Genomic DNA, 19,062 nt, shown 5'->3' on the forward strand with positions numbered 1-19,062 from the left:
TGCGGCCGGGGCCGGTGGCACGGGCCTTCGGGGGCTCCGGCCGGTTCGGTCAGGCCTCCGCGGGTACGTGCGCGTCCTTCAGGCGCCCGGCGACCGTCGCCAGGAACTCGTCGGACAGCTCCGGGTCGGCGACCGCGCGCGAGATCAACAAGGCACCGACCAGGGCGCTGAGGGTGAGCATCGCGTCGGCCCGCGCCTCACCGGGGTCGTCGCCCTGCGCCGCCTCACCGATGAGCGCGAGGTAGCCGAGGACCTGCTTCTCGTACGCCTCCCGCAACTCCGCATCGCCGCGACCGGCTGCGGCGCCCAAGGTCACCAGGGCGCAGCCGGTGCCGGGAGCGTCCCGGTGGCGGGCGCTGAGGTAGGCGTCGATCAGGCCCGAGCGGGGCTCATCCGGGTCCCGGCGGGCGGCCTCGGCCATCTTGGCCTCGCCGTCGGCCAGGGCCAGCGCCGCCGCCTGACCCATCAGGTCCTCGCGCGAGGCGAAGTGCTTGTAGAACCCGCCGTGGGTCAGTCCGGCCTCGTTCATGAGGTCCGCGACGCCGGGTCGGGTCATGCCCTCCTCGCGGATCCGGCGGGCGGCGATCCGCAGGACCTTCTCGCGCGACTCGGCCTTCGCTGCCTGCGAGTGACCCATCGCATGACCTCCCGGGTGTGCGTCGGGCTGACCCGACCCAATGTGGATGACGGACATCATACACCGCCACCGGAATCCCCTCCCGGGCTTTGACATGCAGGATGACACGCATCATCCTGCATGTGTGGATGACACAAATCATCCAGACCTCGGCACGAGCCTCCACCGGAGCAGGCCCACCGCCCCGCCCCTCCCGCCCGCGAACCCTCCGCGAGGACCCATGACCACCACAGCAACCCGCCCGGACGTCAAGCGGGGAACCCTCCCCGTCTTCGCCACGGCGACGGCGATCACGGTCGCCAACATCTACTTCACCCAGCCCCTCCTCGACCAGATCGCCCGCGGCTTCGGCATCTCCGCCTCGGCCGCCGGCCTCGTGGCCACGGCAGGACAGATCGGCTACGCGCTGGGGATCGTGGCCGTCGTCCCGCTCGCGGACCGGGCCCGGCTGCGCCGGCTGTCCAGGGTCCTGCTGGCGGTGACCGCCGTCGCGCTCCTGGGGGGCGCCCTGGCTCCGTCCGTCGCCCTGCTGGGGATGGCGACCCTCGTGCTCTCGGCGAGCACCGTGCTCCCACAGGTGATCATGCCCACGGTCGCGTCCATGGCCGCCCCCGGCCAGGCCGGGCGGGTCCTGGGGGCGGTCGGCACGGGGCTGACGATGGGCGCCCTGCTCTCGCGCACCGCCTCCGGGCTCATCGCCGAGGCCGCGGGCACCTGGCGGGCCGGCTTCCTCGTCGCCGCGGCGGCCACGGCGGCGCTGCTGCTGGTCCTCCCCCGCTACATGCCGGCCGGGCGCCCGCCGGGGGCGGCGGCCTCCGGCGGCTACGGGAGCTTGCTCGCCTCGCTCCCCCGACTGCTCGTGGTCCACGCCCCGTTGCGCCTGTCGGCCGCGCTGGGGGCGACGGCGTTCGCCTCCTTCTCGGCCTTCTGGTCCACGCTCGCCTTCCACCTCACCGCGCCGCCGATCGGCCTGGGCCCCGCCGTGGTCGGCCTCTTCGGCCTGTGCAGCGTGCCGGGCGCCCTGGCCGCCCGCTACTCGGGGCGGCTCACCGACCGGTGGGGGCCGCTGGGGGTCAACACCCTCGCCGTCGCCTCGGCACTGGCCGCCTTCGTGCTCTTCGGGGTCGCGGGGCGGTCGCTCGTCGTCCTCGCCGTCGGCTGCAACCTCCTCGGCTACGGGGTGACGAGCGGCCAGATAGCGAACCAGGCCCGCATCTTCACCGCCGGGCCGGAGATCCGGGGGCGGCTCAACACGGTGTACATGTTCGCGGTCTTCGGTGGCGGCGCCACCGGTTCCGCCGTCGCCGGGGTGCTCTTCTCCGCCTTGGGCTGGCGCGGCGTGGTGGCGGGCGGCCTGGGCTTCCTGCTCCTCGCGGGCCTCACGCTCGCCTGGCACGGCCTCCGCGCCCGCCGCACCGGCCCCCGGCACGGCGACGACGCCGAGCCCGGACAGGCCGACGCGGACACCGCCACCGCTCCCGCCCTGCGGCGGTAGCCACACCCCCTCGGAGCGCGGGCCCCACCGCCCGCGCTCCCGCACCCCCGCTTCCCGGGGCCGCCACTACCGTCCGTCGCGCTCCCAGGTCAGGACGCCGGTGCGCAGCGCCCCCCAGATCCTGGCGGCACCGGGCAGGCTCAGCCGGAGCCTGCGCCCGTCCAGGTCGGCGATCCGCGTCTGGGAACCGCCCACCCAGTTGGGGAACAGGCTCAGCTCGACGTGGTGGACGACCGTGTCCCCCGCCGGGACCTCGAAGGTGCCGGCGTACGCGAGGTAGCCCGCGGCCGCCGCGGCCAGTTCCTCCGGCAGCCCTTCCTCGAGCCGCCCGTGGCGGAAGCCCGGCCGCCCGACCCGCATGATCTGGGCCGCCATGTGGCCGTCCGGCCCGTACGTGATCAGTCCCCGGGGCCGCGGCCCGAAGGGCTCGACGACCTCCCCGGTCCCGACGTCGGTGGCCTCGTAGGACATCAGGCGCCAGGCGCCGATCAGGGATGTGCGCAGTTCATCGGGGGTCATCGCCGTACCTCGCTCACGTGCCGGGCGCCCGGGGGCGCCGTCCTTGACTTTCAGGATGACGAGAGTAATCCTGAATGAAGAATGAGGATGATGCAAGTAATCCAGATTGGAAAGGACCCGTCATGACCGACACCTACGACCCCACGCGCACCGCGATCCTGCTGGTCGACCCCTACAACGACTTCCTGTCGGAGGGCGGCAAGGTCTGGCCCGCGCTGGAGGGCGTCGCCACCGAGGTCGGCCTGCTCGACAACCTCCGCGCCGTCGTCGGTGCGGGGCGCGCGGCGGGCCAGAAGGTCTTCTTCGTCCCCCACCGCCGCTGGCAGGAGGGTGACTACGAGGACTGGGAGCACCCCAACCCCACGCACCGCATCATCCAGGAGCGGCACACCTTCGCCCTCGGCACCTGGGGAGGCGAGTTCCACCCCGACTTCCGGCCCGCCGACGGCGAGGTGGTCATCCAGGAGCACTGGTCGCAGAGCGGGTTCGCCAACACCGACCTGGACTTCCGGCTCAAGCAGCACGGCATCACGCACGTGATCGTCATCGGCCTGCTCGCCAACACCTGCATCGAGTCCACCGGCCGCTTCGCCATGGAGCTCGGCTACCACGTGACGCTCGTCCGCGACGCCACCGCGGCCTACCGCCCGGAGATGATGCACGCCGCCCACGAACTCAACGGCCCCACCTACGCCCACTCCATCACCACCACCGCCGACCTGCTCAAGACCCTGGAGAACGGAGACCACTGACATGCGACTGACCGGAGAGATGCTGATAGGCGCGTCGTCCGTCCCCGCGTCCGAAGGCACGATGAAGGCCCTCGACCCGGCGACCGGCGAACTGGTCGGACCGGAGTTCGCGCTCGGCGGGGCGGCCGAGGTCGACCGCGCCGCCCGCCTGGCCGACGAGGCCTACGACACCTACAACCGCACCGGCCTCGCGGAGCGCGCCGCGTTCCTCGAACTGATCGCGGACCGGCTCGAGGGGATCAAGGGCGAACTGGCCGAGCGGGCAGCCCTGGAAACGGGCCTTCCGGCCGCGCAGCTGGAAGCCGAGGCGGTCAAGTCCGCAGGGCAGTTCCGGCAGTTCGCGGACGTCGTCCGGCAGGGCCGGTTCCGGCAGGCCGCCGTCGACCCGGCCCAGCCGGAGCGGCAGCCCCGGCCGCGCATGGACCACCGCATGCAGAAGATCGGGATCGGCCCGGTGGCCGTCTTCGGCGCCAGCAACTTCCCGATCTCGTACTCGGTCGCGGGCGGCGACACCGCCGCCGCTCTCGCGGCGGGCTGCCCGGTGATCCTCAAGGCCCACAACGCCCACCCCGGCGCCTCGGAGCTGCAGGGGCGCGTCATCCAGGGCGCCGTCGCCGATTCCGGACTGCACGAGGGCGTGTTCTCGATGGTCCGGGGGGCCGGCAACGCTATCGGCGAGGCCCTGGTGGACCATCCGCTGGTCAAGGCCGTCACCTTCACCGGCTCCGAAGGCGGTGGCATGGCCCTGTACCGGCGGGCCCAGCTGCGACCCGACCCGATCCCGGTCTTCGCCGAGATGACCAGCGTCAACCCGACCTTCGTCCTGCCAGCGGCGCTGGCGGCGCGCGGCGGCGAGATCGGCGACGGCTTCGCCGAGCGCATGCTCGTCAACGTCGGCCAGGCCTGCCTGAAGCCGGCCGTGCTGCTCGCCGTCGACGGCCCGGGCTACGCCGCGATGCGCGAGGCAGCCGCGGCACGGGTGGGCGCGATGGGCGCACGGACGATGCTCACCCCCGGCATCCACGACGCGTACGGCCGCGGAGCGCAGCGCCTGCGCGACTCCGGGGCCACGACCGTGACGGTGGGCCCGGAGCCCGAGGGCGCCTTCGAGGGCCGCGCGCAGCTCCTCGAGGTCGACGGCGACCGGTTCCTGGCCGAACCCACCCTGGCCGAGGAGGTCTTCGGACCGGCCGCGCTGCTGGTCCGGCTGTCCGGCGTCGAGCAGATGACCGAGGTGGCCCGGAGCTTCCGCGGCCAGCTGTCGGCGACGATGCACCTCGAGGAGGAGGACCACCCGCAGGCCGCGCGCCTGCTGCCGGTCCTGGAGCGCCGCACCGGCCGGATCGTGGTGAACGCCTTCGCCCACCCGCAGGAGGTCGGCCACGCCACCATCCACGGAGGCCCGTTCCCGGCCACCACCGACAGCCGCTTCACCTCGGTCGGCATGAGCGCGATCGACCGCTTCCTGCGGCCCGTCACCTACCAGGGCTTCCCGGACGCGCTGCTCCCCGAGGCGCTGGTCCCGGCCAACCCGCTGGGGCTGTGGCGGCTGGTCGACGGGCACGTCACCCGCGGCTGACCCGCCGGGAGCGGCAGGCCCCGTCACGGGAAGCGGGCGAGTTCCTCCCGGGTACGGGCGATCCAGGGGTGGTCCTCGCCGAGGTGGCGCACACGGTCCTGGAGGACCTGGCGCAGCAGCCGGGCGGCACGTGGGGCGTCGCCCGCCGCGCCGACCGAACAAGCGTGGGCGTTACGGCTGTTGAGGGTGGAGGGATGGTCGTCACCGAGGACGCGGGTGCGGTCCTGGACGAGGATCTCCAGCAGGTCCGCGGCCTCGCCGTGACGGCCGGTGGCGGCCAGGCAGCGGGCACGCCCGCCGCGTGCGGTGAGCGTCTGGGGGTGGTCGTCGCCCAGGCGCTCGCGGCAGTCGTCGACGAGCTGTTCGTACCGGGCCGTCGCCTCGGCCGCCCGGCCCGCCCTCAGGACACAGCGGGCGTGGGCGGCACGGACAGCGAACAGCTGGGGGTGCCCGTCGTCGAGGATCTCGGCGCTCTCGGTCAACAGCGCGCCGAGGAGCCGTACGGCCTCCTCGGCCGCCCCGGCCTCGCTGAGGAACACCGCCTGGTAGCGCCGCCACAGCAGCGGGATCGGGCTGTCCGGCCCGTGCACGGCGGCTCCGCGGCCGTCCTCGATCAGGTCGCTGAGCAGTGCCGATGCGCGGCCGGGGTCACCGGCCTCGCCAAGGAAACGGGCGTGGCCGTGGCGGGAGGCGAGGGTGTCCGGGTGGAGCGGGTCGAGGACCTTCAGGCAGTCCTGGAGGAGTTCCCCGAACAGCCCGGCGGCGCGGGCGGCATGCCCCGCCTCGCCGAGGAAGTGGGCGTGGTGGCGGCGGTTGTTGAGGGTGTAGGGGTGGTACGGGCCCTGGGTGCGTGACCGGTCGGCGACCAGGCTGTCGAAAAGCCGGGCGGCCTGTGCGGGGCGGCCGGCGTCGCCGAGCAGGTAGGCGTAGCCGTACCGGCTGCTGAGGGTGTGCGGGTGGTCGGCGCCCAGCAGGCGGGTCCGGTCGGCCAGCACGGACTGGTACTCGGCGACCGCTTCCTCGAGCCGTCCGGTCTCGCCGAGGAACAGCGCCAGGTTGTTGCGGCTGTTGAGGGTGTGGGAGTGCTCGCGGCCGAGGACGCGCGTGCGGTCCTGGATGACGCCGCGCAGCAGGTCGACGGCCTCGGCGGGGTGGCCGGCCATGCCGACGTAGCGGGCGTGGGAGTTGCGGTTCTCCAGCGTCTCCTTGACGTCGGGGCCGCCGCGCCGCTCGGCCTCCGCGACCAGCTCGCGGTACAGGTCCGCCGCGCGCCGGGGGTCGCCGGCCTCCCCCACGCACGTGGCGTACCACTGCCGGGGCAACTGCCCGGGGTCGGCACCGGCCTTGTCGAAGGCGGCCATGGCGTGGTGCAGGTCGCCGCGCTGGTAGGCGGTCGCGCCGATGTCCAGGGCGCGCACCGGGTCGGCGTGGTCGATGAGGATCTCCCACACGGCGTCCGGGATGCGCGGCGGCGGCACCTGCTCGTCCAGGGTCTGGTGCAGGTAGTCGAAGGCCAGGTAGGCGCCGTCGTCGCGGGGCAGCAGCAGGCTGGAGGTGGCGTGCAGGGGGTCGGTGGCCCAGCGCAGCGCCTCCTCCCACGCCTCCGGCCGCAGGCTGGTGCCGCCGCGCAGGTCCAGGTGGATCTCGTGCAGGCGGCGCAGCACGTCCTCGGGCAGCGGCTGGTGGTAGCCCGCGCGCCGGGCGTCCACGGCCCCTGCGACGAGGGCGGCGGCCCGCGGACGGGCACCGGCCGCCCACGCGTTGCTGAAGTCGTCGAGCAACTGGGGCGCCGCGGCGAGGTACTCGGCCACCCCGCGGCTGCCGGACCGGGCGTCGTTGACGGCGGCCCTGATCCTCGGGTCGTCGGTGTGGTGCCGGGCCCGCGCCAGCTCCGCCTCGCTCCAGGTACGGTCCACCCGCACGACCGAGGCCAGCCGCAGCACCTCGCGCCCCGAGCGCAGCACGTCACCGCCGGGCTCGTCGTCGGCGGCCGAGCGGGCGCCGAAGCGGATGTGCTGACGTGCGCTCATGGTCGCCACGACGGCGACCCGGGCCGGCCCGGCCTCCAGCAGCCGCTGTACGTGACCTGCCGTCAGCCCGCCCGCGCCGAGGTAGTTCTCCAGGTCGTCCAGCCACACCACGGCCTGCTTCAGCCGTGGCACGGTGTCCGCGAGGGCGACCATCGCCTCACGACTGTCCGGGACGAGCAGCCGGTAGCGCGGGAAGTGCTTGCGCACCACCTCGTAGGCCAGACGCGTCTTGCCCGCCGTGGAGTCCCCCACCAGCAGCAGGAAGCCCTGTCCCCCGCTGAGCACCGCCTCCGCCTGCGGCATGGCGTCCCGGCCGACGAACACCGGGACACGGCCGAAGCCGGCCGTCCCGCCGCCGCCCGGTGCGGCCGGGTGGACGCCGAGACCGATGGGGTCGTCCACGTCCGCCACCAGCGGCGCCGTGCCGCGCCGGGAGATCCGCAGCAGGCCGGGCAGCGCCCGTCTGCGGCCCGCCGACTGCTCCAGCGCCCTGCCTCCCGAGGCGGCCACGGTCTCCGTCGCCGCCCCGGCGACCGCTCCCGCCGGGCCGAACAGCAGGGTCAGGGCGGGCCGGGCCAGACCGGAGAACACCCTGAGCAGGTAACCCGCCGCGCCTGTGGCGCGGTCCCTCCCGGCAGCCATCGCGTACTCCCCCGTCCCCCCGGTGCTCCCCTGCCGTGGTGCATTCCCGGTGGCGCCGCCGGCTACCCACCGGGGGCACGGTAGCGGGCGGAGGCCAGGGAGAAGTCGAGGAAGCCGCGGGCCCAGGCGTGGATGCCGTCCGCGTACTGGCAGACCGCGGCCAGCTGCCCCGGGGTGAGGTCGGTCGCGAGGGCGGTGGCGTACAGGTCGCGTGTCGCGGTGCGCAGGGAGGCGACGCGGCGGGCGTGCCACAGCCGTGTCTCGTCGATCGCCTCGTCCAGCGTCAGGCCGTGGTGGTGGCGCAGGACGAGGACCAGGTTGGTGGTCTCCCCCGAGCGCAGCTCCTTCTCCACCGAGAACAGGTCGTTGGTCCAGCCGATGACATCGGCGGCGGCCTCGCGCAGCGCGCGGCAGGCCGGCGAGAACCAGATCGCCGGGGGCAGTTCCGCCTCCTGGGCGTACTCGATGAGGTCGAAGCACCATCCGGTCGCGCCGGAGACCCGCCGCCAGGCGATGTAGGCCTCGGGGGTGGGCACCTCGTCGCCGGCGCGGATCCTGATCATGTCCTGGTTGGTACGGATCCACCCGAGCAGGTGACGGCGGAAACGGTCACCCCAGGCGGGCCCCATGGCCCCGGTCACCCGCGGCAGGAGTTCGCCCAGGACGCGGACGGCCGGCGGCGCCGACGCGGGGACCTCCCACCCGCAGCCGCCGACGGCGCGTGCCATGGCCTCCAGTTCCGCGCCGGTCCCCGTGGACGGGCCCACGTCGCTGCCGTCGTCGACGGCGAACATCCACAGCGTCAGCCGGGCCAGCTCCGTCAGCCGGGCCGGGGTCGCCCATGGCCACACGTGCGCGGCCATGGCGGCCTGCCGTTCCCGGCCGGCCTGCCCCGAGGCCGGCGCGGACAGCAACCCGGCCCGCCGCGCCCAGGCCATGACGTGCGGCTCCACCTGCCGCAGGCCGGGGTTGAGGAGCGACGGGCCCGGTACGCGGACGGGCCCCCCGGCCCGGCCCCGTGCCGTCCCGCTGTGCGCGGCCCGTCCCCCCGGGCCGTCGATACGAACGAACGCAGATGTCTTCCCCACCGGATTCCCCCCTTCCCGGGCCGTCGGCGACCCGGGCAAGGACTACGACTTCCAGCCATCCCCGTCCCGGTTCCTACCCAGCGTTCGACTTCCGGACGCCCGGAACGGGCAGCCGGTGTCAGAGCTCCGTCGAAACCGGGCTGACGGGAACCCGGTCCGTCCACGATGCGTCATGATCCGGGCGGGCACCGACCGCCCGCACCGTTCGCGTTCGCCCTCGCGTTCACCTTCGTGTCCACGTTCAGGTTCATCGAGGAGAGAAGTGCACAGACACCGCCGTCCGTACTCCGCCGCCGTGGCCGCCGTGCTCCTGGCCGCCCTGCTGGGTGCCTGCGGGAGCCCGGACTCCGGCGCCGTGGCCGGATCCGGACCGTCGGCCGCCGCTTCCGCCGGCACCCGCACCCCGGTGGCGAAGGCGGACCCGCCCGTCACCGGGGCGCTGGACGACCACCGGCACGTGGCGCGCAGGACCGCCCCCGCGCGGCGCCCGCACATGGTGCAGCGGTGCACCGACCGCACCCGGCGGGTGAAGCACACCTCCTCGAAGGGTTCGGGCAAGCGCAAGTCGACCCGGACCTGGTACACCACCGAGCACTACCAGGACTGCCGCAAGGTCCAGCAGGGCACCGAGTCCTACACCCGTGTGGTGTCCGCGGAACGCTGGTGCGTCGAACTGGACGACGTCGGCGGCGACCGCACCCGCGACGACGTCTGGTACAAGGTGGACGCCACGACCTACGGCACGGCCGTCGGCGCCGAGGAGGGCACCCCGATGTCCTTCACCCCCCTGGCGTCCGGCTGCTGACGGCGCACCGCCGGGCGGCGCCGGGCCCGGCGTAATCCGGATGCGTTCCGCTTTGTGCTTCTGCCATCCTCGCGCCCATGTCCACGTTCCAAGATCTCCTCGCCGAAGGGGAGGCCGTCCCGACCGAGGGATGGGACTTCTCCTGGTTCACCGGCCGCGCCACCGAGGAGCGCCCGTCCTGGGGCTACAGCGGGCTCCTCGCCGAGCGGACGGCGCGGGCCGAGGCCGTGCTCGACATCCAGACCGGCGGCGGGGAGGTCCTGGCGACCGTGCCCACCGCCCCGCCGGTGGTCGCGGCGACGGAGTCCTGGGCCCCCAACCTGGAGATCGCCCGCCGCAACCTGGCGCCCTTCGGCGCCACCGTCGTCGAGGCCGACGACACGGCCGACCTGCCCTTCCCCGACGGCCACTTCGACCTGGTCGTCAGCCGGCATCCGGTGGTGACCCGCTGGGACGAGGTGCGCCGGGTGCTGCGTCCCCGGGGCACCTACCTGTCCCAGCAGGTCGGCGCTGGCTCGGTGCGGGAGCTGACGGACTACCTGATGGGGCCCCGGCCGGTCGCCACGCACACACGGGACCCCTTCACGACCACGGCCGGCTCCAGCGGGGTCGAGGCCACCGCACGCGCCGAAGCGGCGGGCCTGGAGGTCGTGGACCTGCGCCAGGAGGCGCTGCGCATGGAGTTCCACGACATCGCCGCCGTGGTCCACTTCCTGCGCAAGGTCATCTGGATCGTGCCCGGCTTCACGGTGGACGCCTACCGCGAGCAGCTGGCGCGGCTGCACGACTTCATGGAGCGGCACGGGCCCTTCGTGGCGTACTCGCAGCGCTATCTGATCGAGGCCCGCAAGGGCTGACCACCGGAAGGAGTACACCCGTGATCGCGCCGACCACCAGGCCGTTCGCGGAGTCCGACGTCGATGCCGCGGCCGGCCTGCTCGCCGCCCGCCACCGCCGCGACCTCGCCCGGGACGCCGCGCTCGACCCGGGTTTCACCGAACCGGCCGCCTGCGCGGCCCTGCTGCGGGACGCCTGGGAGCAGGGCGCGCGGGGCGCGGTCGCGGAGACGGCGGACGGCACGCCCGCCGGGTACCTCCTCGCCGTACCCGGCGACGACGGCCGGGGACGGCACGTCTGGACGGGCCCCGGGCACTACGCGGCACGCGACGGGGACGTACTGCGCGGGCTCTACGCGGACCTGTCGGGTCCATGGCTCGCCGACGGGCGGCTGCACCACTACGCCGTCGCGGCCGCCGGCGACCTGCCGGTCTGGCTGTCGCAGTGCTTCGCGTACGAGCAGGTCCACGCCGTGACGGACCTGGCGACGGAGGCGGCCGTCCGCCACGACGACGTGCGCGCCGCGGGGCCGTCGGACCTCGCCGCGCTGGAGTCGCTGTTCCGCCTGGTCGCCGACGTGCACGCGGGGCCGCCGGTCTTCGCCTTCATCGAGCCGTCCTTCTACGAGGGTCTGCGCCCGGGCCACTTGGAGCTGCTGGAGGACCCGGCCGTGTCGTACTGGCTCGCCGAGGGGCCGGAAGGGGTCCGGGGCTTCTGCGTCATGCGGCCGGTGCCCGACGACGAGGTCTCACTGACGGCGCCGCGCGGCTCGGTCGAACTGCTCCTCGCCGCGACCGTTCCGGAGCACCGCGGCAGCGGTGTGGGGCGCCGGCTCACCGAGCACGCCTTCGCGGACGCCGCCCGGCGCGGGTTCCGCGTGTGCGTGACGGACTGGCGGGCGGCGAACCCGCTGTCCTCGGTGTTCTGGCCACGTCGCGGATTCCGTCCCGTCGCCCACCGGCTGCACCGCCTCCTCGACCCGCGGCTGCTGCGGGGCTGACCTCGCACGGCGGGCCCGCGCCGAGGAGGCGACCGGGGTGGTCACTCGACGACGCCGAAGTCCTCCGGGAACGTCTCCAGGAACGCGCGGCGCCGGGGGTCGGCCTCGGCTGCCGCCATCGCCTCGAGCACGTCGAGCAACTCGGCCCGCTGTGCTTCCGACATGCGGTCCACCACGGCCGCGACGCCCTCCAGTGCCGTCACGGCGTCGTCCTCGTCCATCTGTTCGTCGTCCGTGCCGTCGATGAACCAGGTGACGTCCACGAGCGCCTCCGCCAGGGCGTGGGTCAGCGAAGGGTACTGAGGCATGGGCGTGTTCTCCCCGGGGATGGTGGCTGCGGTGTTCCCCGGTATCCCATCACAGGCCTCTGACAACATTCTTCCGGGTCGGGGCCGAAGGTGCGCGAGCGTGACCTCGGGCAGGGCGTACGGGCCGCCCTGGGGCGCGGCGGGGTCCGGTGCGGCGTCGCCGTCCGCGGCGGTGAGGCGCGAGGCGTGCTGCTCGGGGTCGTCGACGGGGGTGCAGTCGAGCACCGACGGGTCCGGGAGTTCCCAGAAGCGGCGGGTGTTGGCGGAGACGGCGTACGCCGTGGCGTAGCGCACGCCGGGCGGCGCGGTGAGCGCGGCCCGGGTCCAGCCGACGGCGTCGCGGTGGCTGAGCGAGGTCGCCAGGTGGCGGCGCTCGCCGGGTTCCGCCTCGAAGCTGCCGATGCTGCAGGCAGATGACGCAGAGCGCGAACTTGTCGGCGTAGAGCCGTCCGAGCGCCTCGACGGCCGCCTTGCCGACCCCTGCAGGCCGTCGGGGCGCACCGGTTCGTCCGGGGCGGTGCGGTGCCCGGCGGGGTGGAAACCGGTGACGCGGTTGCTCCCGGCCGGCACGACGCGGCGGGTGCCACCCCGCCGGGCGGCTTCCAGGACGTGGTGGGTGCCGAGGACGTTGACCTCCAGGAGGTCGGCCAAGGGGGCCTCGTCGGGGATGCCGCCGAGGTGCAGGACCCGGTCGACGCCCACCAGGGCGGACCGTACGGCGTCGGCGTCCTGCAGGTCGACGGTGTGCATCTCCCTGTTCGCGGCTTCCGCGACCAGCGGGACCCGGTCGAGCAGGACCAGCCGTGCCGTCCCCCGTGCAGTCCGGCGCGCACCACGAAGCCGATGGTGCCCGCCGCGCGGTGATCGCCAGCGCTCCCGCCTCATGGCCAACTCCCCGTCGCACAAGGCCCGTTCCGTCGCGCACCGGCTCATCCATGAACCGGTGACGGACTGCCCTGACGAGGTGTCATTCACTTTCCGTTGGCGTGACGTTCCCGTGCGGTTCCGCAAGGCGGGCACGCCGGGGGCGGATTGGCGCGGGCCCATGGGGGACCGTTTATGCTCTGCTCCGTCATTGGGTAGTTGTGAACTCAACCACGTTTGGCCGTCGAGGGGACAGCGCGCCGTGAACCGTCCGGGGATGTCGATCAATCAAGTGCGGATAGCCGTGGCCTTGCTCAGCCTCGCGCTGTTCGCCCAGACGGCGTTCTGGCTGCTCTACGACATCGTTGTCCGCGGCCTGCCGGGCGCCTGGTCGCTGTGGACCACCGGGTGGGTGCCGGGGCTGTCGGCGACCTCCTCGCTCGACCTCGGCCTGGCGGCGCTGCAGCTCTGCGCCGGTCTGGCGGCGCTGTTCCGCACCCGCGGCGCGGGCGGCCTGCTGGTGACCGCGTGCACCGTGACGCTCGGCTTCCGCCTCCCCGCGGTCTGGTACCTGCTGCTCGACTCGCCGTCCGACCCGTGGTTCGGCACCCTGAAGGGTGCCTCGCTGAACGCCGTGGGCAGCACCGCCGTCCTCGCCGTGGTGCTCACGCTCATCCTGGGAGCGCTCCTCCTGCTCGCCCGGCACATGGAGTACGAGGCCGCCGCCGCCGCGGACTCGGTGACGGGCGGCATCCGCCCGGTGAAGGTGACGGCCACCGCCTCCGGGCTGCTGCTCGCGGTGCTCAACGTCTTCTACATCGGCCGGAACGCGGTGACGGCCGTTCAGGTCGGGCCGGGCGTGCTCAGCGACCTGATCGTCGGCAAGGGCAGCGGGCGGGCGATCCTCGCGGTGCCGTCGCCGTACCAGTGGGTGTGCCTGACCGTGCTGTGCGGGGCCGGCATGCTGCTCGCGGCCCGGCGGCGGCCCACCGCCCCGGGCTTCTCGGTGGGCCTGTCGCTCTTCATGATGCCGTCGGCCTTCACGGAGCTGTGGGGCTACGCGGTCGGCACGATGCCCGTGACCGCCGTGGACACCTCGCAGAGCCTGCTGGAGTTCGTCGGTTCCGCGGCGGTGGTGGCCCTGATCGTCGGCGACGTCCGCCGCGACCGCCGGCCCGACGACGCCGACCTCGACGTCATGGCGCCCGCCGTGCCGACGGGGGTCGCGGTGGCCGCAACGGCCGTACGGACCGTACCGGCCACGCCGTCCGTGCGCACCGCCGAGGACGCCGACGCGGCGGAGGAGACCGGCGGGGCCGTGGACGTCACCGTCCCCGCCCAGCGCAACGCGGATGCCGAGGCCGACGCCGAAGCCGGCCGTCCGGCGACCGAGGCCGCCGACGCCTGACGCGGGCACCGTCCCCGCCGGACCGGCTCCGCCGCGAAAAACATTTGCGCGGGGCCGGTACCGGTACCGACAGTTGCGGCATGCCCATCACCGTGCGCCCCGCCGTCCCCGAGGACGCCCCCGTCATCTGCGAGTTGCTCAACGCCGTCGACGTCGTGGAGCTCGGGCAGCCCGAGACCGACCTGGGGACCGTCGAGTCGTCACTGGTCCACCCCGAGGCCGACCTGGAACGCAACTCCTGGCTGGTCTTCGAGGACGGCGCGCCCGTCGCGTTCGGGCTCCTGTGGGACGACTCCGGCGCCGAACGCATCGACGTCGACCACTACGTCCTGCCCGCGCACCAGGAGGCGGGGGAGCGGCTGCTGGACCTCCTGCAGGACCGGGCCGCCGGGCGCGCCGCGGAGAACGGCGTGGCCCGGGCCGTCGTCCATCTCGCCCTGAACACCGCGCCCACCATGGACACGTCCCGTCTGACGCGGCGCGGCTGGAGGACCGTACGGCACTACCACGTGCCGACCCGCCCGCTGTCCGCCGCCGCGGACACCGTCCCCGAGCCGCCGCCCGGGCTGACGCTGCGCGACTGCACGGAGGAGGTCGACCGACGCCGCGCGCACGAACTCCTTCAGGAGACCTTCGCGGAACACTTCGACCACCACCGGCGCACCTACCCGCAGTGGCTGGACGACCTCGGCTCGGGCATCGACTGGTCCCTGGTGTGGATCGCCTCGCTGGAGGGCGCGGGGGACGTCGGCGTGGCACTGACCCGTGACGACCGCGCGGCCATGGCGTGGATCCGCAGCCTCGGGGTGCGCAAGGAGGCGCGGGGCCGGGGCATCGCCGGCCACCTGCTGCGCCACGCCTTCGGGGTCTACGCCGCCCGCGGCCGCGACACCCTCGGCCTGGGCGTGGACACCGACAACACCACGGGGGCCCTGCGCCTGTACACCGCGCACGGCATGGGCCTGCACTTCGCGGTGGACACCTGGGAAGTGACGCTGCCCGCCGCCGCCCGGGCGTGAGCGGGGCGGGCGGGGCGGGCGGGAACGGATCCCGCCCGGTGGACTCGCCCTCCGCTCCGGGCTGTCCGAGTCGGCCGGGTACCGACCGCTCCCGCTCGCCCCGCCACGGAAAGTGCCCGGCGCCCGGCTGAACGCCCGGCGCGGTGTCCGGGAACAGCTCCGCCACCTCGGCCATCGCGGGCGGTGGTGCGTGCACGTCGCACTCCCCCGCCATTACGTGCACCGGTCCCGCGAAGCGGGCGAGCGCCGTACGCGTGCGCTCCGGTTCCCAGGCGTCCCCCGAGCGGAAGACGGCCGCGGCTGCGTCGCTCCTCTCCTCGGCGCCTCCGGCCTCCAGCGCCCGCGCGGTCACGTCCCAACGCCCGTGGGGGAAGGGCGCGACAGCCTCCCTGCGGCCGTCCTCCCCCGCGCCCCGCGACGACCTCCTCCAAGGCCGTGTAGCCCGCGTCGTACCAAGGCTCGCCCTGCCGGAGCCGGACCGTGGCCGGCCGAAGGTCCGTACCGACGTCGAGACCAACGGAGGCCGCGATGGGCGCGCAGCGCCTCGAAGTCGTCGACGAGGCGGTCGCAGCGGTAGCTGGCGGAGCCCCACACCCTCCCCCCGGCAGGCAGACCATGGGCAGGCCTGGTCGCCGCACGAGCAAGCGCCGTGCCGTCGGGAGCCACGAGGACAGGCGTGGCCACGGCCAGGCCCGCGGCCTCCGTGCGGTGTCAACCGCGCGGCGGCACCCCCGGCCGCGCGCACCGGTTCATCCGAGGTTCACGTTCCGGCCACCCCCGCGAGAACAGGGCTCTTTACCGTCCCATGGGATTCGCTATACCGGAACATAGACTTGGAGGCACTGTGCGGCCGCACAGACTTCTTCCGCTCCTCCCCCGCCACGACGGTGGCAGGTCCGCCCTCACCTGCCGGTTCAAGTGCGGTGACGCCTGCGCCCACGAGGCCCCGAACACCAGCGGCAACGCCTACCTCGGCGACGTCGTCGCCGACGCCCTCTCCCGCCGCACCATGCTGCGGACCGGTGCCGTGGTCACCCTGGCCGCCGCCGCAGGAGGCATGGCCCTCACGTCCGGCACCGACGTGGCCGCCGCCGCCCCCGAACCGAAGCACGGCGGTCACGACGGTCACGGCGGCACCGTCGACCCCGACGCCGCCAAGGGCCTGCGCTTCCGGCCCGTCGAGCCGAACACCGTGGACGCCCTCGTCGTCCCCGAGGGCTACGCGCAGAGCGTCGTGATCCGCTGGGGCGACCCCATCCTGCGCGGCGCCCCCGCGTTCGACCAGGCGCGGCAGACCGCCGCGGCGCAGGCCGGCCAGTTCGGCTACAACAACGACTTCCTGCACCTGTTCGACCTGCCCGGTGAGCGCGGCCGTCAGGTACTCGTCGCCAACCACGAGTACACCGACGAGATCCTCATGTTCCCGGGCTACGACGCGACCGACCCCACCCGCGAGCAGGTCGAGATCGCATGGGCCGCGCACGGCCTCAGCGTGGTCGTGGTCGAGGAGGACCGGCACTCCGGCCGCCTGTACCCCGTGAACCGGCACGGCATGAACCGGCGGGTCCACACCAAGACGGCCTTCCGGCTGACCGGCCCCGCCGCGGGCAGCCCCCTGCTGCGCACCAAGGCCGACCCCACCGGCACGAAGGTCCTCGGCACCCTCAACAACTGCGCCGGCGGCACCACCCCCTGGGGCACCGTGCTCTCGGGCGAGGAGAACTTCAACCAGTACTTCGGCAACGCGGCCTCGGTCACCGACCCGGTCACCGCGGAGCGGCTGAAGCGCTACGGCATCGCCGGCGCGGCCAGCGAGCGCAAGTGGGAGCGGTTCGACGACCGCTTCGACCTGGCGAAGGAGCCCAACGAGGTCAACCGCTTCGGCTGGATCGTGGAGCTCGACCCCTTCGACCCGGACTCGACGCCGCGCAAGCACACCGCGCTCGGCCGTTTCAAGCACGAGGCCGCGCAGCCCCGGCTCACCGATGACGGCCGCCCCGTCGTCTACATGGGCGACGACGAGCGCTTTGACTACATGTACAAGTTCGTGGCGAACAAGGCGATGCGGCACGGCAGCGGCCGGGCCGTCCGCGAGCACAACCTGTCGCTGCTCGACGAGGGCACGCTCTACGTCGCCAGGCTCACCGGCGACAGCCCTGCCGCGGAGTTCGACGGCAGCGGGAAGCTGCCCTCGGACGGCGAGTTCGACGGCTCGGGCGAGTGGATCAAGCTGGCGAGCGGCACCACCTCCTTCGTGGAGGGCATGACCGCCGAGGAGGTCTACCTCTTCACCCGGATGGCGGCGGACAAGGCCGGTGCCACGAAGATGGACCGCCCCGAGGACGTCGAGCCCAGCCCGCGCACCGGTCGCGTCTACGTGGCGCTGACCAACAACACCAACCGCGGCAAGGCCGGCTCCGCCGGCCCCGACGAGGCCAACCCGCGGAGCAACAACAAGCACGGGCACGTGCTGGAGCTGGCCGAGTTCTTCGACGACCCGGCCGCCGACCGCTTCGCGTGGCGGCTGTTCCTGGTCGCCGGAGACCCCTCGGACCCCGCCACCTACTTCGCGGGCTTCCCGAAGGACGACGTCAGCCCGATCTCGTGCCCGGACAACGTGGCCTTCGACCCGCACGGCAACCTGTGGATCTCCACCGACGGCGCGCCCGGCACCCTCGGCACCCACGACGCCCTCTTCGGCGTCGCGGTCAAGGGTGACAAGCGCGGTCAGGTCCGGCAGTTCCTGAGCGTGCCCAAGGGCGCCGAGACCTGTGGCCCGATCGTCCAGGACCAGCGCGTCCTGGTCGCGGTGCAGCACCCCGGCGAGACCGACGGCTCCACGTACGAGAACCCGTCCTCGCGCTGGCCGGACGGCGGCAAGCGGATCCCCCGCCCCTCCGTCGTCGTGGTGTGGCGCAAGGACGGCCGCGACATCGGCGTGTGACGCCACGGCCCCGCCCGGCGTGCCGGGCGGGGCCGCTCCACGGTGGCCGTCAGGCGGCCGGGGCCGGACGGCCGAGGGCCGGTCCGAGCCGGGTGGCGATGTCGGTGAGGATCTGCACGTAGTCCTCGGGCTCGAAGGCGAACGGCAGCGCGAAGGCGACCTCGTCGACCTCGCGGAAGGCCGCGTGCGCGGAGAGCCGCTCCGCGATCTCCTCGGAGGTGCCGACCAGGTCGGGGGCGAACAGCAGCCGCCCGGGGCCCTGCGGGCCGGCGGTGCGCGGCAGCCGCCGGCGGGCGTACTCCCGGTACTTCTCGCGCTGGCCGGCCGAGGCGCCGTCGGTGGGGACGACGACCAGTCCCTGCGAGACCCGGGCCCGTTCGCCGTCGGGGTGTGCGGCACGGAAGGCACGGACGTGGGACAGCTGGATCGCCGCGAAGTCCTCGGACTCCTCCGCCTTGACCACGCTGCTCGTCAGGAAGTTCATCCCGTGCTCCCCGGCCCACCGCGCCGAGCGCAGGCTCCCGCCGCCGTACCACATGCGGTCGCCGAGCCCCGGGGAGTGCGGCTGGACGCGGTCGGAGAAGACCTCGAAGCCCTCGGTGCCGCTGAAGGCGGTGGCCGGCTCGCCCCGGACGAAGCCCAGCAGGCGTTCGACCCGGGTGTAGGAGAAGTCCTCGTGGCCCGCGGTGTCCGGGTAGAGGGCGCCGCGGACCTCGTCGAAGTGCATCGGCGGGCCGACGCTGACGCCCGGGTTGAGGCGGCCGCCGGACAGCAGGTCCACCGTCGCCAGGTCCTCGGCCAGTCGCAGCGGGTTCTCCCATCCCAGCGGGATCACGGCCGTGCCGAGTTCGATGCGGCTGGTGCGCTGCGAAGCCGCGGCGAGGACGGCCACGGGCGAGGAGATGCCGAACTGCAGGTGGCGGTGGCGCACCCACGCACTGTCGAAGCCCAGTCGCTCGCCCAGCTGGATCATCTCGAGCGTCGCCTCGTGCCCGCGCCGCGGGTCGGCCTCGTCGAACAGCCCGATCGTCAGGAAGCCCAGTTTGCGCAGCGGCCTGCCGTACGACGGCACGGCGCCCTCCTCGTCGCAGGGTCGGGCGGGACCGGCACCGCCCCGCTCCGGCTCGAGCGGGGC

At 74.0% G+C, this 19,062-nt stretch carries 15 protein-coding genes; 9 read left to right on the plus strand and 6 right to left on the minus strand.

Translation table 11 applies throughout. The features are described from left to right. Positions 1 to 49 precede the first annotated feature (49 nt). Positions 50 to 637 carry a TetR/AcrR family transcriptional regulator gene (locus tag ACFYYN_RS35290; RefSeq protein WP_500548957.1) on the minus strand — a complete coding sequence of 196 codons (588 nt, stop codon included), beginning with the start codon at positions 635 to 637 and terminating at the stop codon, positions 50 to 52. 220 nt (positions 638 to 857) lie between these two features. Here ACFYYN_RS35290 and ACFYYN_RS35295 point away from each other — a divergent pair, with 220 nt between their 5' ends. Continuing rightward, a complete protein-coding gene (locus tag ACFYYN_RS35295; protein WP_500548958.1) occupies positions 858 to 2,132 on the plus strand; it encodes an MFS transporter in 1,275 nt (424 codons plus the stop codon). A gap of 66 nt (positions 2,133 to 2,198) precedes the next feature. On the opposite strand, the gene ACFYYN_RS35300 is transcribed toward ACFYYN_RS35295, so the two are convergent. Then, on the minus strand, positions 2,199 to 2,651 hold the full coding sequence (locus tag ACFYYN_RS35300; RefSeq protein WP_500548959.1) for a lipocalin-like domain-containing protein: 453 nt from the start codon (positions 2,649 to 2,651) through the stop codon (positions 2,199 to 2,201). Between the two features lie 122 nt (positions 2,652 to 2,773). On the opposite strand from ACFYYN_RS35300, the gene ACFYYN_RS35305 reads away from it, so the two are divergent. Both ACFYYN_RS35305 and ACFYYN_RS35310 read left to right on the plus strand, forming a co-directional pair. Next, positions 2,774 to 3,403: a cysteine hydrolase family protein gene (locus ACFYYN_RS35305; RefSeq protein ID WP_500328884.1), complete on the plus strand. Its 630-nt coding sequence runs from the start codon at positions 2,774 to 2,776 to the stop codon at positions 3,401 to 3,403. 1 nt (position 3,404) lies between these two features. After that, positions 3,405 to 4,982 carry an aldehyde dehydrogenase (NADP(+)) gene (locus ACFYYN_RS35310; RefSeq protein WP_500548960.1) on the plus strand — a complete coding sequence of 526 codons (1,578 nt, stop codon included), beginning with the start codon at positions 3,405 to 3,407 and terminating at the stop codon, positions 4,980 to 4,982. 23 nt (positions 4,983 to 5,005) lie between these two features. Here ACFYYN_RS35310 and ACFYYN_RS35315 read toward each other — a convergent pair whose 3' ends face one another. Both ACFYYN_RS35315 and ACFYYN_RS35320 read right to left on the minus strand, forming a co-directional pair. Beyond that, the gene (locus ACFYYN_RS35315) at positions 5,006 to 7,654 is read right to left on the minus strand and encodes a tetratricopeptide repeat protein (RefSeq protein ID WP_500548961.1); all 2,649 of its coding nucleotides are present in this window, start codon (positions 7,652 to 7,654) and stop codon (positions 5,006 to 5,008) included. A gap of 62 nt (positions 7,655 to 7,716) precedes the next feature. Next, positions 7,717 to 8,742 carry a terpene synthase family protein gene (locus ACFYYN_RS35320; RefSeq protein WP_500548962.1) on the minus strand — a complete coding sequence of 342 codons (1,026 nt, stop codon included), beginning with the start codon at positions 8,740 to 8,742 and terminating at the stop codon, positions 7,717 to 7,719. Positions 8,743 to 9,004: 262 nt separating this feature from the next. Between ACFYYN_RS35320 and ACFYYN_RS35325 the strand changes: the two genes are divergently transcribed. The 3 genes from ACFYYN_RS35325 to ACFYYN_RS35335 all read left to right on the plus strand — a co-directional run bounded on the left by ACFYYN_RS35325 (position 9,005) and on the right by ACFYYN_RS35335 (position 11,384). After that, a complete protein-coding gene (locus tag ACFYYN_RS35325; protein WP_500548963.1) occupies positions 9,005 to 9,547 on the plus strand; it encodes a hypothetical protein in 543 nt (180 codons plus the stop codon). Positions 9,548 to 9,624: 77 nt separating this feature from the next. Continuing rightward, a complete protein-coding gene (locus tag ACFYYN_RS35330) occupies positions 9,625 to 10,404 on the plus strand; it encodes a class I SAM-dependent methyltransferase (protein ID WP_500360128.1) in 780 nt (259 codons plus the stop codon). 20 nt (positions 10,405 to 10,424) lie between these two features. Next, positions 10,425 to 11,384, plus strand: coding sequence for a GNAT family N-acetyltransferase (locus ACFYYN_RS35335; protein ID WP_500548964.1), 960 nt, complete (start codon positions 10,425 to 10,427; stop codon positions 11,382 to 11,384). 41 nt (positions 11,385 to 11,425) lie between these two features. Here the strand turns inward: ACFYYN_RS35335 and ACFYYN_RS35340 are convergent, their stop codons facing one another. Further along, entirely contained in the window at positions 11,426 to 12,442 is a 1,017-nt protein-coding gene (locus ACFYYN_RS35340; protein ID WP_500548965.1) for an NAD-dependent epimerase/dehydratase family protein, read from the minus strand. A gap of 391 nt (positions 12,443 to 12,833) precedes the next feature. On the opposite strand from ACFYYN_RS35340, the gene ACFYYN_RS35345 reads away from it, so the two are divergent. From ACFYYN_RS35345 to ACFYYN_RS35355, 3 genes are all read left to right on the plus strand, one after another. Next, on the plus strand, positions 12,834 to 13,964 hold the full coding sequence (locus ACFYYN_RS35345; RefSeq protein ID WP_500548966.1) for a hypothetical protein: 1,131 nt from the start codon (positions 12,834 to 12,836) through the stop codon (positions 13,962 to 13,964). 80 nt (positions 13,965 to 14,044) lie between these two features. Continuing rightward, on the plus strand, positions 14,045 to 14,983 hold the full coding sequence (locus ACFYYN_RS35350) for a GNAT family N-acetyltransferase (RefSeq protein WP_500548967.1): 939 nt from the start codon (positions 14,045 to 14,047) through the stop codon (positions 14,981 to 14,983). A gap of 844 nt (positions 14,984 to 15,827) precedes the next feature. Beyond that, positions 15,828 to 17,927: a PhoX family protein gene (locus ACFYYN_RS35355; protein ID WP_500548968.1), complete on the plus strand. Its 2,100-nt coding sequence runs from the start codon at positions 15,828 to 15,830 to the stop codon at positions 17,925 to 17,927. A gap of 49 nt (positions 17,928 to 17,976) precedes the next feature. Here the strand turns inward: ACFYYN_RS35355 and ACFYYN_RS35360 are convergent, their stop codons facing one another. After that, positions 17,977 to 18,999, minus strand: coding sequence for an LLM class flavin-dependent oxidoreductase (locus ACFYYN_RS35360; protein ID WP_500548969.1), 1,023 nt, complete (start codon positions 18,997 to 18,999; stop codon positions 17,977 to 17,979). Positions 19,000 to 19,062: the final 63 nt, after the last annotated feature.

The sequence above is a fragment of the Streptomyces sp. NPDC001902 genome (assembly GCF_042891295.1).
Classification (GTDB): domain Bacteria; phylum Actinomycetota; class Actinomycetes; order Streptomycetales; family Streptomycetaceae; genus Actinacidiphila.

Coding starts and splice junctions, on each gene's coding strand:
- ACFYYN_RS35295 (WP_500548958.1), top strand. CDS start 858: ATGACCACCACAGCAACCCGCCCGGACGTCAAGCGGGGAACCCTCCCC.
- ACFYYN_RS35340 (WP_500548965.1), bottom strand. CDS start 12,442: ATGCACACCGTCGACCTGCAGGACGCCGACGCCGTACGGTCCGCCCTG.
- ACFYYN_RS35350 (WP_500548967.1), top strand. CDS start 14,045: ATGCCCATCACCGTGCGCCCCGCCGTCCCCGAGGACGCCCCCGTCATC.
- ACFYYN_RS35315 (WP_500548961.1), bottom strand. CDS start 7,654: ATGGCTGCCGGGAGGGACCGCGCCACAGGCGCGGCGGGTTACCTGCTC.
- ACFYYN_RS35345 (WP_500548966.1), top strand. CDS start 12,834: ATGTCGATCAATCAAGTGCGGATAGCCGTGGCCTTGCTCAGCCTCGCG.
- ACFYYN_RS35310 (WP_500548960.1), top strand. CDS start 3,405: ATGCGACTGACCGGAGAGATGCTGATAGGCGCGTCGTCCGTCCCCGCG.
- ACFYYN_RS35330 (WP_500360128.1), top strand. CDS start 9,625: ATGTCCACGTTCCAAGATCTCCTCGCCGAAGGGGAGGCCGTCCCGACC.
- ACFYYN_RS35290 (WP_500548957.1), bottom strand. CDS start 637: ATGGGTCACTCGCAGGCAGCGAAGGCCGAGTCGCGCGAGAAGGTCCTG.
- ACFYYN_RS35300 (WP_500548959.1), bottom strand. CDS start 2,651: ATGACCCCCGATGAACTGCGCACATCCCTGATCGGCGCCTGGCGCCTG.
- ACFYYN_RS35305 (WP_500328884.1), top strand. CDS start 2,774: ATGACCGACACCTACGACCCCACGCGCACCGCGATCCTGCTGGTCGAC.